Source organism: Methylobacterium sp. Leaf117, assembly GCF_001422985.1.
Classification (GTDB): Bacteria; Pseudomonadota; Alphaproteobacteria; order Rhizobiales; family Beijerinckiaceae; genus Methylobacterium.
Map to the genome: position 1 here is coordinate 1 of NZ_LMNL01000013.1, position 14,203 is coordinate 14,203.

At 61.0% G+C, this 14,203-nt stretch carries 16 protein-coding genes; 13 read left to right on the forward strand and 3 right to left on the reverse strand.

Annotated elements, in window-relative coordinates; all coding sequences use genetic code 11:
* Window positions 1-465 precede the first annotated feature (465 nt).
* Both ASF57_RS25600 and ASF57_RS10465 read left to right on the forward strand, forming a co-directional pair.
* Window positions 466-753, forward strand: a complete 288-nt coding sequence (locus tag ASF57_RS25600) for a hypothetical protein (RefSeq protein ID WP_156376064.1) — start codon at window positions 466-468, stop codon at window positions 751-753.
* A 193-nt stretch (window positions 754-946) separates the two neighbouring features.
* Window positions 947-1,165: a hypothetical protein gene (locus ASF57_RS10465; protein WP_056482868.1), complete on the forward strand. Its 219-nt coding sequence runs from the start codon at window positions 947-949 to the stop codon at window positions 1,163-1,165.
* Between the two features lie 529 nt (window positions 1,166-1,694).
* Here ASF57_RS10465 and ASF57_RS10470 read toward each other — a convergent pair.
* The 3 genes from ASF57_RS10470 to ASF57_RS10480 all read right to left on the reverse strand — a co-directional run bounded on the left by ASF57_RS10470 (window position 1,695) and on the right by ASF57_RS10480 (window position 4,595).
* Window positions 1,695-1,919 (reverse strand): hypothetical protein, encoded by a 225-nt coding sequence (locus ASF57_RS10470; protein ID WP_156376065.1) that lies wholly within the window; start codon window positions 1,917-1,919, stop codon window positions 1,695-1,697.
* Between the two features lie 851 nt (window positions 1,920-2,770).
* Window positions 2,771-3,733, reverse strand: a complete 963-nt coding sequence (locus ASF57_RS10475; protein WP_244476901.1) for a catalase family peroxidase — start codon at window positions 3,731-3,733, stop codon at window positions 2,771-2,773.
* A 421-nt stretch (window positions 3,734-4,154) separates the two neighbouring features.
* On the reverse strand, window positions 4,155-4,595 hold the full coding sequence (locus ASF57_RS10480) for a low affinity iron permease family protein (protein ID WP_244476902.1): 441 nt from the start codon (window positions 4,593-4,595) through the stop codon (window positions 4,155-4,157).
* Window positions 4,596-4,763: 168 nt separating this feature from the next.
* Here ASF57_RS10480 and ASF57_RS10485 point away from each other — a divergent pair, with 168 nt between their 5' ends.
* The 11 genes from ASF57_RS10485 (at window position 4,764) to ASF57_RS10540 (ending at window position 14,101) form a co-directional block, all read left to right on the forward strand.
* Window positions 4,764-5,837: a glycosyltransferase family 4 protein gene (locus ASF57_RS10485; protein ID WP_056482881.1), complete on the forward strand. Its 1,074-nt coding sequence runs from the start codon at window positions 4,764-4,766 to the stop codon at window positions 5,835-5,837.
* 620 nt (window positions 5,838-6,457) lie between these two features.
* Window positions 6,458-6,823, forward strand: a complete 366-nt coding sequence (locus ASF57_RS10490; RefSeq protein ID WP_056482884.1) for a hypothetical protein — start codon at window positions 6,458-6,460, stop codon at window positions 6,821-6,823.
* A gap of 1 nt (window position 6,824) precedes the next feature.
* Window positions 6,825-7,148 (forward strand): hypothetical protein, encoded by a 324-nt coding sequence (locus tag ASF57_RS10495; protein ID WP_056482887.1) that lies wholly within the window; start codon window positions 6,825-6,827, stop codon window positions 7,146-7,148.
* Between the two features lie 247 nt (window positions 7,149-7,395).
* A complete protein-coding gene (locus tag ASF57_RS25610; RefSeq protein ID WP_156376067.1) occupies window positions 7,396-7,641 on the forward strand; it encodes a hypothetical protein in 246 nt (81 codons plus the stop codon).
* 253 nt (window positions 7,642-7,894) lie between these two features.
* On the forward strand, window positions 7,895-8,842 hold the full coding sequence (locus ASF57_RS24630) for a toprim domain-containing protein (RefSeq protein ID WP_082503842.1): 948 nt from the start codon (window positions 7,895-7,897) through the stop codon (window positions 8,840-8,842).
* The gene (locus ASF57_RS10510; RefSeq protein WP_082503843.1) at window positions 8,835-10,091 is read left to right on the forward strand and encodes an AAA family ATPase; all 1,257 of its coding nucleotides are present in this window, start codon (window positions 8,835-8,837) and stop codon (window positions 10,089-10,091) included. Before ASF57_RS24630 ends, ASF57_RS10510 begins: the two co-directional genes overlap by 8 nt.
* 272 nt (window positions 10,092-10,363) lie before the next feature.
* Window positions 10,364-10,705, forward strand: a complete 342-nt coding sequence (locus ASF57_RS10515) for a hypothetical protein (RefSeq protein WP_056482900.1) — start codon at window positions 10,364-10,366, stop codon at window positions 10,703-10,705.
* A 1,374-nt stretch (window positions 10,706-12,079) separates the two neighbouring features.
* Window positions 12,080-12,466 (forward strand): hypothetical protein, encoded by a 387-nt coding sequence (locus ASF57_RS10525; protein WP_156376068.1) that lies wholly within the window; start codon window positions 12,080-12,082, stop codon window positions 12,464-12,466.
* Window positions 12,463-13,065 carry a terminase small subunit gene (locus tag ASF57_RS10530; protein ID WP_056482910.1) on the forward strand — a complete coding sequence of 201 codons (603 nt, stop codon included), beginning with the start codon at window positions 12,463-12,465 and terminating at the stop codon, window positions 13,063-13,065. Before ASF57_RS10525 ends, ASF57_RS10530 begins: the two co-directional genes overlap by 4 nt.
* Window positions 13,065-13,292: a hypothetical protein gene (locus ASF57_RS10535; protein WP_156376069.1), complete on the forward strand. Its 228-nt coding sequence runs from the start codon at window positions 13,065-13,067 to the stop codon at window positions 13,290-13,292. The genes ASF57_RS10530 and ASF57_RS10535 overlap by 1 nt, the downstream gene beginning before the upstream one ends.
* Window positions 13,292-14,101 carry a hypothetical protein gene (locus ASF57_RS10540; RefSeq protein ID WP_156376070.1) on the forward strand — a complete coding sequence of 270 codons (810 nt, stop codon included), beginning with the start codon at window positions 13,292-13,294 and terminating at the stop codon, window positions 14,099-14,101. The genes ASF57_RS10535 and ASF57_RS10540 overlap by 1 nt, the downstream gene beginning before the upstream one ends.
* Window positions 14,102-14,203: the final 102 nt, after the last annotated feature.

A 14,203-nucleotide genomic window follows, 5' to 3' on the forward strand; every position in this document is an offset into this window, starting at 1 on the left:
GTGACTGTAGGCACGGGCCATGGCGATCTCCCTGACGAACCTTCAGGGATCAACGCTCACCTCGCCGCAACGACTCAGGGATCGTGGAAAACGCTCTAGGCTCGCAGGGATTAAGGCCACAATAGAAGCCCGTAGATTTTGTACATTGTTCAAAAGTAGATCAGGAGGGTTAGGGGCTTCGAGAGGGCCATCCCGCATGGCCGCTTCATCCGGCCGGTTGCCCTGGTCCGACTCCTGCCACGGCAGGGGAGGTGCTGCTTCGGATCCGGGAGGCGCCGCGGAGAAGGGCACGGTCGTCCGTGGGCGGATCATCGGATAGTGCTCCTGGGCGCGAAATGTCGGTTTGATGAGAGGGTGCCGAACGGCACGGCGTTCCGGTCCCGGCGTACCCATCTCAGGATCAGACAAGAATTCACGGCCAGCCGCCATTCGACGGAGACCGCGCAGACCTGATTGGATCGTGCCATGAGCACTCGTATCGCTACCGCCGTTGCCGCCCTCGTCATGAGCGTTGGCGCAGTTGCTTCGCCCGCTTTGGCTCAGAGCTATACGGCACCAGCTGGCATCCCGGCCGCTGCCGCACCGGGCGGCTTCCAGAACACCCGCTCCTATGACGACATCACCACCGGATCGATCAGCACGGCACGCGGTGGCCAGCTTTCCGTTCGGCTGCCTGAGCTTCGGACGGATGATGGCTACACCCCGGGTGCAGCTCGGCACTACGGCCCGCGCGGCGAGCCGCTGGCCTACTGAGGCTTTCATCGATCTGATGTGTACGCGGCAGGGCGAAAGCCTCGCCGTTTTCGTGTGAGGGATTAGAAAAGCCAGCCTGACAGGCCGCTGCCTCATAGCGGCGCTCCGCGAGGCTGCACCTTCGGACGCTGCGACGACCTGCTGGAACCACAATGGCACGCTGATCGCTTCTCGCGAGTAAGCGGAGGCTGCAATGTGGGTTTTGGAGTGGGGCGACAGCACCAACCAGGTGAGCGGACAATGGAACCACGAGGAGCACGACAGCTCTGAGAAAGCACTCGACGCCGCGAAGACGAAGACCGGCATGGGTCTGATCGCGCACGCTATCCACTCGGAGGCAGGTGTACTTTGGATGAGCGCCGAGGAACTGCTGGACAGCGTCGAAGCTGCTGACAACACAAGCCAGACCTAATCCAGAGGAAAAGCTACGCTCCATTTTAGCCGAAAGGCGCTTTTGGCTGGGATCCAAAAGCCGAATTAGATGCCGTTCGGCGTGCTAAGTGCTTGATCTAGAGCGAAGTAGGTGGGTCCTTTTCGAATGCTGATCACACCCAAGACGGCCGCGAGGTATTTCGAGCAGTCATGTAACCAAATCAACGCCTTAGCCCGCGAGCGCTCCGCTAATGCCATTTGGCGCAGTCTTTAGGGCCAACCATGTCGACATGGGCTGCAACGGCGGCTTTGACCTTCGCCAGCCCGGCTTCGGCGATGTCAGCGTAAGGGCAGAGCTTCGCCATGTCCCGCGCCCGGCGCCGCGCTGTGTGGGGCTTAGCGACTAGGCCCACGGCTACGGCGTCAAAGTACGTTTTTCACTCGTCGGGGCTGTACGCATCCAACATGGTCGCCCCCATCACGTCATATGATCCCAAAGCCGCCTCTTAGCGAACGAATACTAACAAAATCGCGATCCCAGCCGTAAATTGCCTTATGCGAACCCCCGACTAGGCTTCCCACTTCTCGCAGAACTCACGCACCACCGCGATGGTCTCGGTGGGCATGTTCTTCTTACGGGTGGTTTCCTCAAGGAGGTGCAATCGCTCCCGCACCTCACCTTCCGGAAGCATGTCGAGTGTCATCGCAAGAACAAGTCTCAGTCCGTCAAGTTTGTCTTCGATATCCCTGAGTTCTTCGTTCAACCTACTACCCTCCAGGTGGATGAGCAGCATCGAAGGATGCTCCGGCACCATGAGTCAATGAACTTGCGATCTTTTTGAGCTGCACCCCTCAATGAAGCGGTAAAGCCGTAGGGGTGGGGGCGACCACCGGCGCGACAGTCTGGGCAATAGCTGCATCGCAGATATTTCCTAGCTTGGCCCGGTGTCCAACCTATTTTCCCCTAGTCCCGATGATGCTCTCATGCTCGTGTCTGGCGGTCTAGCGCTCCTGGGATAGCTGTGCGCGTCATCGGGAGGAGGCCGCCGGTCCCGCGCCACCTGTGCGATCCACGTCTGGCCTACGACGAGGAAGGCAGCGAGATCACCCACGCGACCATTGCCAACGTTCGGGAGGTCGGCCCACGGGATCATCGCCCGTTGCCTCATCGTGCGAGCATTGGCAACCGGCCCGTGCGCCCAGTCGTGCCCTCTGGAACGTCCTCTCGGCGGGCTTTGTTTGTCCACGATGCACCATTCGCGTGCTGCAAGGCTCACCATCGGAGGCACCATGAAAGCGGATCTTCGCGCGCCCCTGCTCGCAAGTGCGATCCTCGCAAGCGTCACAGGTATCGTTCTCGCTCAAGGCAGCGCCAACAATGATACAGGCGCCGAACAGGCCGGTGGCCGCGGCGACGCTGGCGCTTCTACCCAGAGCTTAGGAGCGGGCGGACTGACCGGCACCGGAGCCACTCAGGATGGCGCCCGTACCAGCGCCAGCGGCACCAATCCAGCAACGGGCAGCAGTGGAGCTGCAGGCACGTCGTCGCCTGCGGGCAACTCGGCCTCACCCGCCCCGGGTACGACCCGCTGAGCCATAGGAGGGGGAAGTCCTCCGCACGCTCAGCGAGGTCGAGCGCCTCACCTCATTGCGAGCGTCGGCTGAAGGAGACCGCGTAAGCCTGCACGCGCGCATCGATCAGTGGATCGTCTGACACCTCGATGCCATCGGTGAGCGCGTTCGGCATGAACAACAGCGCCTTCTGGGCCTCTGCGCTGTCAGCCACGGCCTGGGTCACCGTCAGAGTGCCGAGATCGAGCGTCTTACGCTCGTCCGGCCAGGGCTTTGTGGCGTCGTTTGTTGGGTCACCAGACTCGGCCAGCTGTGCCAGCACCCGGAAGCGCGCCGGCTCCTTGGCAAGGCGAGGGCCAATCTCCTCCATCAGGTAGTTCGGACCGCGCTTGGCCGCTTCCTCAGACGTCAGGATTTCCTCACCGTCGACCGGGACAAAACGGAACCGGAAGGGCTGCCGCTTGCCGGCCTTGTCGATGAAGATGAAAGCGTTGACGCCGTTATAGGTCTGGCGCGCGAAGCTCGATGGGGTCTTGGCTGTCTTACCAGCCGTTGCGGCGGCGGGATGAGTTTCTACAAAGCGCTCCAGGGCCGTCGGGTGTGCGGCATCGGGCCCACTCTCAGAGGCCGCTTTCAGGAGGTCACGAAACTCCTCGCCCGTGGCCACGGGGAAGTACTTGAGAGCGTTGACGACAACGTCCAAGTCGGAGCCGTCGCTCAGCTTGAACTTCAGCGACATGCCGTGTGGGTTGGCATTGGCTGCGCCATCCGAGATGGTGGGGATGCCCGTTGCATCCGAGAAGCGGATCGTCACCGGCACGGCTGGGCCCTGGAACAGGGACGCCTTGCTGACCTTGGCAGCCTCCGCGGAGGGCGTGAAGCTGCCCTCAGCCACCACGCCCTTGGCGTGGTTGGCTCGCAAGCCCTCATGCTTGCCAAACAGCTTGTTCATGACATCGATGGTCTGCTCGGCGGTCGAGGGTTCTTCAGCAAACGCCGGGACACCGGTTGTTAGGGCGAAAGCGACGCTCATCATGAGCGCGTGCCTGAACGTTGAATGTGGCATGAAGATCCTCCCCTACGGCATCAGTTCTGGGACGTGAGGCCGCTCCGCTCGTTAAGGCCGCTTCGCTCAGGGCACAACTCGAAGGCAGGGGAGCGCAGTCAGCCGGCCAAACAAACTCAAAACCTGACGTTTAAACTCATCAGGAAAGGCGGCCTGGCCTTCAAAAGCTTGGGATTTTGGACGCAGCGCGGTCGAGCCGATGTGGAGCCGTTCGCGTAAGCCGAAGTATGGGACGTTCCTGGGTACAGATGCACTACGGATGCGACCAGAGATTGTCATCAATCCAGGATGGTGCCCCGTCGATGTCCGTGAAGCTTCTTGTGCAAGGCTCTGTTGAGTGAGAGCGGCGTGTCACCCAGCAATTATGAAAACAGCTAAGCTTACAAGACGCTTAGTTTCGCACTCTTTCAAGGTCCGACATACCTTCGGGTGCGGACAAAGCCCTATTCTTTTTGATCAGCTCCAATTCCTCGCCGCTTTTTTCTTCGATCCCAACTAAGCGGTCGTCTGCTTGCTCAATGACGCGGATAAGCTCATCGAGCTTGATCTGTATGGCTGCGGTATCCCTGGCTCCCGCCACAAGGATAACGCCTGCCAAGAGCATGGCAGCGATTGAAAGGAACAAATTGAAGACGAGTGCCCAGTGATCGTTGAAGTTAAGGATGGCGCCCGCTCCCAGGCCGAGGGCAACTGTGAAGCAGGTTGCCAAGAACCCAAGCGGCTTAGAGAGCCAAAGAGCAAGGCCGACAATCGGACGATCTAGCATCAGTTCCTCACCTAAGCAGCGAGGCCGAACGATCGGCCGTTGCCCGCGAGGAACGGCTTTGCTCACGTGATGGTTCGCACAAATGCGGACGTTCGTGGATTTGGGATTTACCCGCAGCTGGCTGGATTGGGTTTGTTTATGGCTGGCATCAACACGGCATCTTCACATTCTGCTGTTTAGATGCCGAGCGTTCCAGCAGTTTTGCTTGTAGTAGCGACAGGGCCAAATTCTCGCGTGAAGATCGCCGTCGTCGCTCACCTTAAATATCCGATCGCCGAGCCCTATGCTGGGGGCCTGGAGATGCACACCCATCTGCTTGTCCAGACACTGCAACGTCGCGGACATGTGGTCACTCTCTTCGCCAGCGCCGGTTCCGATCCCGACCTCGATCCGACCGTAATGTGCGACCCGACTGGTATTGCTCTGGAGAGTGACGACGAGCACGAGGTCGCGATCCACCATGTCGAACGCGCGGCCTATCTGGCAATGATGGACCTGATCCGTGCCGGGGACTTCGATCTCGTTCACAACAACGCCTTGGATGACCTGCCTCTGCGAGCGAGCGCCGGGATGAACCTGCCATGGGTGACGGTCCTTCATATATCGCCGTTCGATACCTTCGTTGGCGGAGTGAAGGCTGCGGCACCTGGGATGACGTTCCTGGCGGTGTCGTCATCGCTGGCGCAGGAATGGTCCAAGATCGTGCCCAACGCGCAGGTGGTCGGCAACGGTATCGACCTCTCGACCTTCGCCTACAACGCCGCTCCCAAAGCCTCTTCCTATGCGATCTGGTCGGGCCGCATCGTCCCGGAGAAGGGACTACACCTTGCCATCGACGCGGCACGAGCTGCGGGCCTGCCGATGCATTTTGCCGGACCGAAACTTGACCCGGTCTATTGGGCGGCAGAGATCGCGCCGCGCCTTGGGCCGCATCTGATCGACCTCGGACACCTCTCGCATCGTGACCTTGCCCGTCAGATCGGCCAAGCGCGCGTGGCGATCGTCTCACCATGCTGGGAGGAGCCGTTTGGCCTCGTGGTCGCTGAGGCTCTCGCCTGCGGAACACCGGTCGCAGCCTTCCGCCGCGGTGCGATCCCCCACATCCTTGACGTCACTTGCGGACGGCTAGCCAAACCCAACGATGCCGACGATCTTGGGCGTGCGATCCGCGAGGCTACTGGCTTGTCGCGCCGCGCCTGCCGGGAGCGGGCAGAGACACTTTTCGATGCGGAGGCGATGACCAACCGGTACCTGGAAGTCTATCGGCGTGTCATGCGGACCCACAATCCAAACGCGGGCCATCGTTAAAATGTGCCTGCTGACGAGGAGGCTTCTCGGAGTGTCGGCAAAACGATCGTTTTCTCGACATTAGCAGATGCGTTCCGAAGTACGCCGTAAAACGCCGCTTTTCTGTCGGGAAAATATGAACGGAAATCTATTGTAGCAAAAACGCTGTTTCTAGGAGCCTGACACCGGGTATCCTGACGAACGCAGACGAATCCCCGGCCCGAGGCCCGCCGCTCTATCTTCATCGAGAAAAATCACACCCGCCTCTTCGAAAGCTCGTCTGAGGGCAGACAAGCTCGAAGGATGCGGGGCGGCCTGAGTCTGTTCAAAGCGGTGAATCGTCGAAGTGCTGATGCCTGCGATCTTAGCGCAATCGCTGATGCTCCAGCCAAGCGCTGACCGCGCGGTTCGGCAATGAAATGGTATCATACGATTGAATTATCGTCAGGTGACCGTTGCCGCAATCACGCGATAAGGCGATAAGGCGTATTTTATAGTCAAGCGACAGTTTTTTTGTCTTTTTACGGCCGAGGAACGGTGATCAGACCGTACCCCGGCCTAACCACCACACGCCTCAGGAGCGCGTAATGGCTGCATCTCCCGTACCTCATTCCACCCGCCGTGGCACCGGTAACGCCTCCATGACGCCGGGCCCCTCGGTCGACATTCACGAACTGCTCTTACCCCGCACCCTGGACGCATTCGACGAGCACGTGTCAGCCCGTGATGCGATCCAGAGAGAAGCGACCCCGGCCGCGTTCGCTCGTGAGGAGGCGGCGTTTTGCAGAGCCGGCGTGCTCGCAGCCAAGATTGTCAGCCTCGATCTTCCACGGGGCATGAAGGGCTTGGAGGCGCTGGCCTTAGCCCTCACGGTCAAGCACGAGCGCTGCCTCGACGAGGGTGACGACGTGCATTCGGACCTACGCTCGATCATCATGGCCGTTCTCGCGGTCGCGGGTGGCGCCCTCCCGGCGGGGCATGCCGGGTTCTCTGAGCGGGAGCACTGAAATGGCTGCGGAAGTCATCGACCTGAACGGCCGGCGTCCCAAAGCGGTCGCCCTAGAGGGCGGGTATGCAGAGGAGCGTACTCACGGCGAGGTCGGTGTCCTTCGAGTGGTTTCAATGCTCACGCAGCAGGACGCGCAAGCATGGGTCGCGAAGGTTTGGATCAAGAGCGATGGGATCGCTGACAGCCTGATCGTTTCTATCACTGCCTCGGCTGAACGCACCGAGTCCCTCGAACAGGACGCAGCGACGATTGCGGAGACCGTGCTGCAAACGCTCCGGATCGCGCGGGCGCACCCTACGCCACTACTCTACGGCGACGACTGAACCGAAGAGCACTCTGCGCATCGCAAATGAACAGCCCCGCCCGGTCAATGACTGTCGCGGGGTTTTGTTTGTGAAGTGGTTAAGATCTGAAAGCCGTCAGAATGACTTGGTTTGACATCCAATGACTGTTTGATCATCTATAATCTCATGATCATCTCAGTCAAACCGCTTGTAATCTGATTTACTAAAGTAAGGTTGACCGCCATGTTGCTTCATGCAAAGTATCTACCTCATTGGAGTAGAAATTATGGCCGCTAAGACCGAACTTTCTTTCTCGGAGCGTCTGTATACCTCGCTTGATGAGGCATCAGCGCATTCAAGTCTAAGCCTCTCGCAGCTTCGTCGCATCATTACGTCTGGTGAAATTGAGACATCGAAAGTCGGAGGACGCGTCCTCATCAGCGTTCCGAGCCTGATCGGCTTCCTGCGCAAGGGTGCGAAGCCGCCACAGCCGAAAGCGCCGACCGCAGGCGAGACGGCAAACGCAGCCTGATCCAGCCCTGTCACCTCGGGCGGAATGGCTGTCCGAGCAAATCACATCCTCACGGCGACGGCGCCGACCCCCAGGGGTCTCAGAACATGCCTCGAACAAATAAAGGACCCCCGAGCGCGGGAACGCTCGGAGGTCTGAAAAGGGTCTGCTTTGGTCGGCGGACTACCATTCACACTATCCGAAACTGCTATTCTGCTCAATGGCATAGGGCAGAAAATTGTACGCCCGCCGTGCAAATCATAGGGTCGGCGCGATGAGCGGCGGCCTCACTCTCCACGCCATCGCACGCGCGCTCAGCGGCAAGGTCATTGGCTCGGAAGTTCGGTGCCCTGGTCCGGGGCATAGCCGCCGCGACGATAGCCTCGAAGTGGGACTGTCCGCGAACCACCCTGACGGGTTCGTGGTCCGCTCCTATGCAGGCGACCCATTTGATGCTTGCCGCGATCACGTGGCGGCGCTTCTCGGCCTCGCCAGCGACCGTTGGCGCGATCGTAAGCCCGTCGATCCCGCCGAGGCTCGACGCCGCCAGGAAACTCGCGAGCGTACCGAAAGAGATGCTCTGGCTAAAACCAAATACCGGCAGGAAGTCGCCCTGACGACATGGCACGAAGCGCGCGACCCCCGCGGTACGGTGGTTGAGGCGCACTTGGGCGGCCGGTGCCTCGATCTATCGGACGAGATCGCGGGAGCGGCCCTGCGGTTTCACCCGCGGTGCCCGTGGGGTCGAGAGACGGTGCCTGCCATGGTCGCCCTCGTCCGAGACGTGGTGACGGATGCACCGGTCGCGATCCACCGCACCGTGCTCGATGCATTCGGCCGCAAGGTGGTGGTGAACGGACACGACCGGCTGACGCTTGGGCCGGTCAAAGGCGGCGCTGTGAAGCTCACCGCGGATGCCGAGGTCACCACCTGTCTCGGCATTGGCGAGGGGATCGAGACCACCTTGTCGATGCGGCGAACCCTTGAGTTCGGCAACTCGCCCGTGTGGTCGCTCATCTCGGCCGACGGCATCAAGGCCTTTCCGGTCCTGTCCGGCATCGGATGCCTTTGGATCGCAGTCGACAACGATCCGGCTGGCCTCCGCGCCGCTCGCACCTGCGCCGCAAGCTGGCAGGCCGCCGGCTCTGAAACCTTCCTCATCACGCCGAACACCCCCGGTGCGGACCTGAACGACCTCATCAAAGGGGCGCACCATGACTGATCTGTCAGGTTACTCGATCGAGCATGGGTCGTCCGCTGAACCGACCCTGGACGAGGATGCAGGTCGATTTGATGCGCCTGCCGGTCAGACGTCGCCCAGACCTGATGGCGCCGTCCAGACGTCACGTAGGCCTACGCCGGCCCTTCTATGGCACGGGGATGCCGATCCCTACGCGGATCGGGCTTGGCTCGTGCGCGACCTCGTTTTTGAAACTGGTACGGGGCTGCTTTCCGGTCAGTGGGGGAGCGGCAAGACGTTCGGTGCCCTGGACCTCAGTGCATCGGTGATGACCGGCATTCCTTTCGCAGGGCGGAAGGTATCTCGCCGCGGCGGTGTGCTGTTCATCGCGCCTGAAGGTGCGTTCGAAATAAACCCGCGCCTACGCGGGCTGATCGAACGCAAGCTCGGCATTGATGAGGGCGAGCGCCTTCCGTTCGGGTGGGTAGAGGAATGCCCGCGCCTTCTCGATGAAACGGCCGCCGACGAGTTGGCCGACCTGGCGAAACGGGCCTCGACGCACATGCAGGCGGCGTTCGGCCTCCCCCTCGCGCTCATCATTATCGACACGATCGCAGCCGGCGCAGGGTTCGAGGACGAGAATAGCTCGGCCGAAGGTCAGAAGCTCATGAACGCGATGGCGGCTCTAAGCCGGCGGACGGGCGCCTTCGTCATGGGCGTCGACCACTTCGGCAAAACCGTCGAGTCCGGAACCCGAGGGACCTCTGCAAAGGAGGCAGGGGCAGACGTGGTTCTAGCCATGCTGGGCACCCGCGACGACGCCGGTCATGTGAGCAACACCCGGATGGCGGTCCGCAAGCTACGTGGCGGCCGGAGCGGCTTCACGATCCCCTACATCCTCGATGAGGTGCGCATCGGCGAGACCAGCGAGGGCGATCCGATTACGACATGCGTCGTCGAGTGGCAAGAAACCGTCGAGGCACCGGCTCCGAAGGCGGCTGCACCGAAATGGACAAACGTGACGTTCCGAGATGCCGTGCGCAACGCCCTGGCAGAGCATGGGACGAGGGTCTGTCCGTTCGGGATGGAAGGTCCCGGAGTTGTCGCGGTCCCGCTCGCCAAAATTCGGGAAGAGTTCATGGCGAGCTATCCCGCCGAGGCGGCCGAAGCGGAGACCCGATCCGGCACAAAACGAAAGGCCTACAATCGCGCTCGGGATGCCGCCGTCTCAAAAAAGCTCATTGTTTCCAGGGATATAGGAGGTGAGGATTATGTCTGGCTCGCTCATTGATGAAGCGTAGTCCGAAGCCTGGGACAGGCGGGACAGGGCGGGACATTTGTCCCGTCTGTCTCAGATGTCTCGGCCGTCCGTAAAGGGGCGGGACATCCGGGACGGGACGGGACAGGTTTCTAAGGAACCTGTCCCACCTGTCCCGGTCCTGCACCGGACCCATTCGGAGACCCCTCAGCCCCTCTCGATCCAATCATCTTCACTGCGTGGAACCCTCTCGATACCCCGCCCTGTGACGAAGCCGAAGCCGCCGATTCCCTTACCTGAACGCCATGGTCGCATTCACCCCGGCGAGCCAATCGGCCCGCTTCCCCACGACGGACGGGCAGATCGTAGTCGGACCGCACCCGGATCGAACTGGATGGTCAGAGGCGTTCTCGAACTTCTGCGGCGGGCCGGACGTGACCCTGCACATACCGAAGCGGGTCGATATCCTCGCCATGCTGTTCGCCGACTTCCATCGTCTCATCGTCCTGCACAGAATGCCCGTCGAGGTGGTCCATGCGGCGTTCCTCGGGATCGCCGAGTATCCGAATGCGATTGATCGAGAAATTGAGGGGGCGAACCGTTGTCGAGGGGTTCCACAATCGAACGGAATGCCGGCGCGCCTTTAGGGTGCCGTGTCCTTACGCGACGTTGGCCCGTGGCGGCCTTCAGCGCGAAATCCCATGCTGAGCAGCCAATCTACACAGATGGCTTTCCTGGGCTATCCTGGCGAATGGCGTCTGAGACGCCGGTCATCTGGCCTTGACTGAGTTCGTCGGATTGAGTGTAGTCATTTCGTCGAGATGTTGCGCGGGCTCACAGGTCAGCGTCATCCCGAACGGTGATGGTTTCTTCCCGGATCATTGCCGTCAGGTCCCCGGTCACAGATGCGCCGCCTGGGGCGCAGTGATCGTGTCCCGCTGCGGAACCGCGTGAGCCCGTCCCGGCTTCGTTCTGATCCGTAGGGCCTAGTTTGCCGGTGGTGGCCGCCGCCGGCTCCCTCGACCATCCCAAGCCTCAAAATCTCAGCGGTTGACCGATCATCGTCGGGTTAGCTCAGTCGTTCGTTTCCGCTCATCGACGATGGGCGATGTCAGGACGGCGTTTGTCAACTTTCGACAGGGTTTTCATGATGTTTGATTTACTTAAAGATTTTCCTAGCGTGAAATCGGCCTTTTGAGCCGTTCAACTCGCCTTGTCTGCGATTGACTTGAAAACTGCCTTTATTCCGACAGTCGTTCGTCGCCCTTCAAAACGAACCATTCCGTTTGATTGTGATGAACTCAGATTTCATTTCAGGAGTACGCGGTTTCACTGAGGTATCTTCCAAATCTTTCTCCACCCGTCGAGGCAATAGCGTTCGTATAGCGCCTTGACTGATACAAATTTTGGATCATTATCATTCATCAGAAAACTTTAGCGCTGCGAAACGCAATCGCGAGCCTGCGCATTTTTCAGGAATTACTGCCTTGCCAAGCATCGTTCGGAATTTTGGGACCATTGACGGCTTCTCCCTTGTCCTTGCTCGGGTGAAGCTGCCCCCGAGGCCAGGCGGGACGCCTGCGACGGCGGGCAGCGTGTTCGCTCTCAGCCTCACGCAGGGGGCGGTCGTCCGTCAGATCGGAAGCTACGCGGATAGTGCCTATGGCCAAGCCGCGGGCGAGGCGATCATCACAGCCATCGCCGCGTTGGGCGGCTCTATCGCGCTCGGCGGAGGTCCGGCGACGCCAATCTCTTCCGGCGGCACTGCGGAAGTTCATAGGGTATTCCAAGGCGGTGACGCTCACACTGGGCACCCCTGTTCCCCCCGGTCGAGGCGTCGTCCTGAAGCTCGCAGGAGGGATACGGTTACGGTCACGGACCAAACCGGCGGCCATAACCAGCAGTATGAGATGTTCCCTGTCATCGATGCCGTTCTGACGAGTGCCGGAGCCGGCGCGTCGGTTCAGGCTCTCCACTGAGGCGACGGCATGTCCCCCCGGAAGGATTTCAACCGGAGCGCCGTGACCAACGGCAAGCGGCCGTTCCTGCGCCGCATTGCCGGAGGCGCGACTGAGGCATCCAGACGCTATGCCGACATCCTGGCGGCCCTGTTCGTCGAGCGTGGCGGGGTAGAGGCCATGACCGTGGCCGTACAGGAGGCCTGCCGGAGCTACTGCGGTTTGGCTGTCCGGATGGAAGAGCTCCACGCGGACCTAGTAGCTGGCAAGCCCGTCGCGAACTCGACGCTCTGCCGCGTCTCGAATTCGCTGACTCGAGCCCGATGCGCGATGGGCGAGCCTCCCACAAAGCGTGCTGCTGCGAAGCCCCAGGCTCTGGCCGTTCCTGCCCCTGGCAGCGGCACCCCCGCTCCCCTTGTCCATCGCATTGAGAGGAATGCTTCGCTGTGAGACTGAACCCCGCGCATCGGGCGTTTGTCGACGCCTATCTCGTCGGCCCCACGATGGGCAACGCCACGCAGTCCGCGATCGCAGCCAGTTACGCAGCCGACAGCGCTGGCGAACAAGGCCATGAACTCCTGAAGCGCCAGGATGTCAGGAAGGTCATCGACGACCATCTCGACGAAGCCGCCGCCAGAACCGGCCTCACGCTCGCGCGCTTGCAGGCCGAGCTCATGCGGATAGGGTTCGTTGACATCCGCGAAATCGTCCAGTGGCGGACCCTCGTGACTGAGACCGGGGAGTTTGATGACGATGGCGTACCGATCACGCGGGTGACCACCGAACTCGTCCTGACAGATTGGTCCGAACTCGATGCCGGCGCCGCCGCGGCCATTGCGGAGATCAAGCGCACCCGGGACGGAACTGTCTCCATCAAGCTGCACCCAAAGGTTGCCGCCTTGGTCGAGCTCGGCCGTCACCTCGGGATCGCGACGAAGGTCGCGCACACCGGTCACAGCGGCAGCGGACCCGTCGAGACCATCACTCGGGAGATGACCGCGGAGGAAGCCGCCGAATCCTATCGTAGAACGCTTGAGGACATATGCTGATGACCACCGAACGTTCTTTCCTGGGCCTCACGTGTGATCAGCATACGCTTCGGGACCGCATCCAGCCCGAGGCGGCTGAAATCGTACTGGCGATCCCCAACACGGCACCTGATGCGTTACCAGTGCAAGCAGATCCGGCCAGCGAGGACGATGATGGTGCCGCCTGCTCCGAGCATTTGGAACAGGACATTGCCACGTTCCACCGTCAACAGCAGTGGGGCGCCTGATGAAGGCCGGCCTCGAAATCTTCGCCAAGGTTCGCGCCCTTCACGATTGTACCAATAGCACAGGCGAAAAGGCGAGCGCCGCCGGCCGGATGGAAGCTCTGGCCAAGGCGGAAGGGATGACGGTGGGAGAGGCCGTGTCTAAGTTGGACGTGTCGATCCCGAAGCCAGCAAACTTTTTCGAAGACCTGTTCAACACGCCCGAGTTTCGAGCCGAGCGCGCGGAGTGGGAGGCAAAGCGTCAGACCAAGGCTGCAACCCTTGTAGAGGAGTATGGGTCCGAGGACGCGGTGTTCGCGGATACCCCTATGGAGGCCGCGCTGCGTGCTGCATGCGAGCTCCTACTAGGCCCAGGCCAGACGTGGCAGACCATCCACGAGATCGATGGATGGGGCCAACTTCATGGCCCCGATACGATGCCGGCAAGCGTCCGCAAGGCAGTGTCCGAGGCATGGCCCCTTCCGACTACCATGGCAGCAGCTTGGGCCGAGTACGAGGCCAGCGAGAAGTTGATCGGCGATCGCTACACGATTGATCGCTATTGTGATCCCTGGGTGTTCGTGAACGCCCGCTGCTACGTGGTTGAGGAGTTGTGCAACACCCTGCCGGCGCGTTCGCTCAACGACATTCGCGCCCGCCTCTCATGGATAGAGTTTTGGGCTAGTAACGAGGTTCGTCAGGATCCCAACGAGTACCGGATCAACCTCGCCACCCTGCGCGCCGACATCGAGCGCATGAGCGCCCGGCTGAAGGAGGAAGCTGCGCCCCTCCAAAGTGGACAGAAGCCAGAGCAAGATCAGCTGAGATCTTAGCCAGTGCCCCCTGTCCGATCTGAACACGCTTGCCGGATCAACGCCGAGAAGCGCCGCGACTTACTCGCTCTGTTCAATGGCAAGAACAGCGGCATTGCCCCT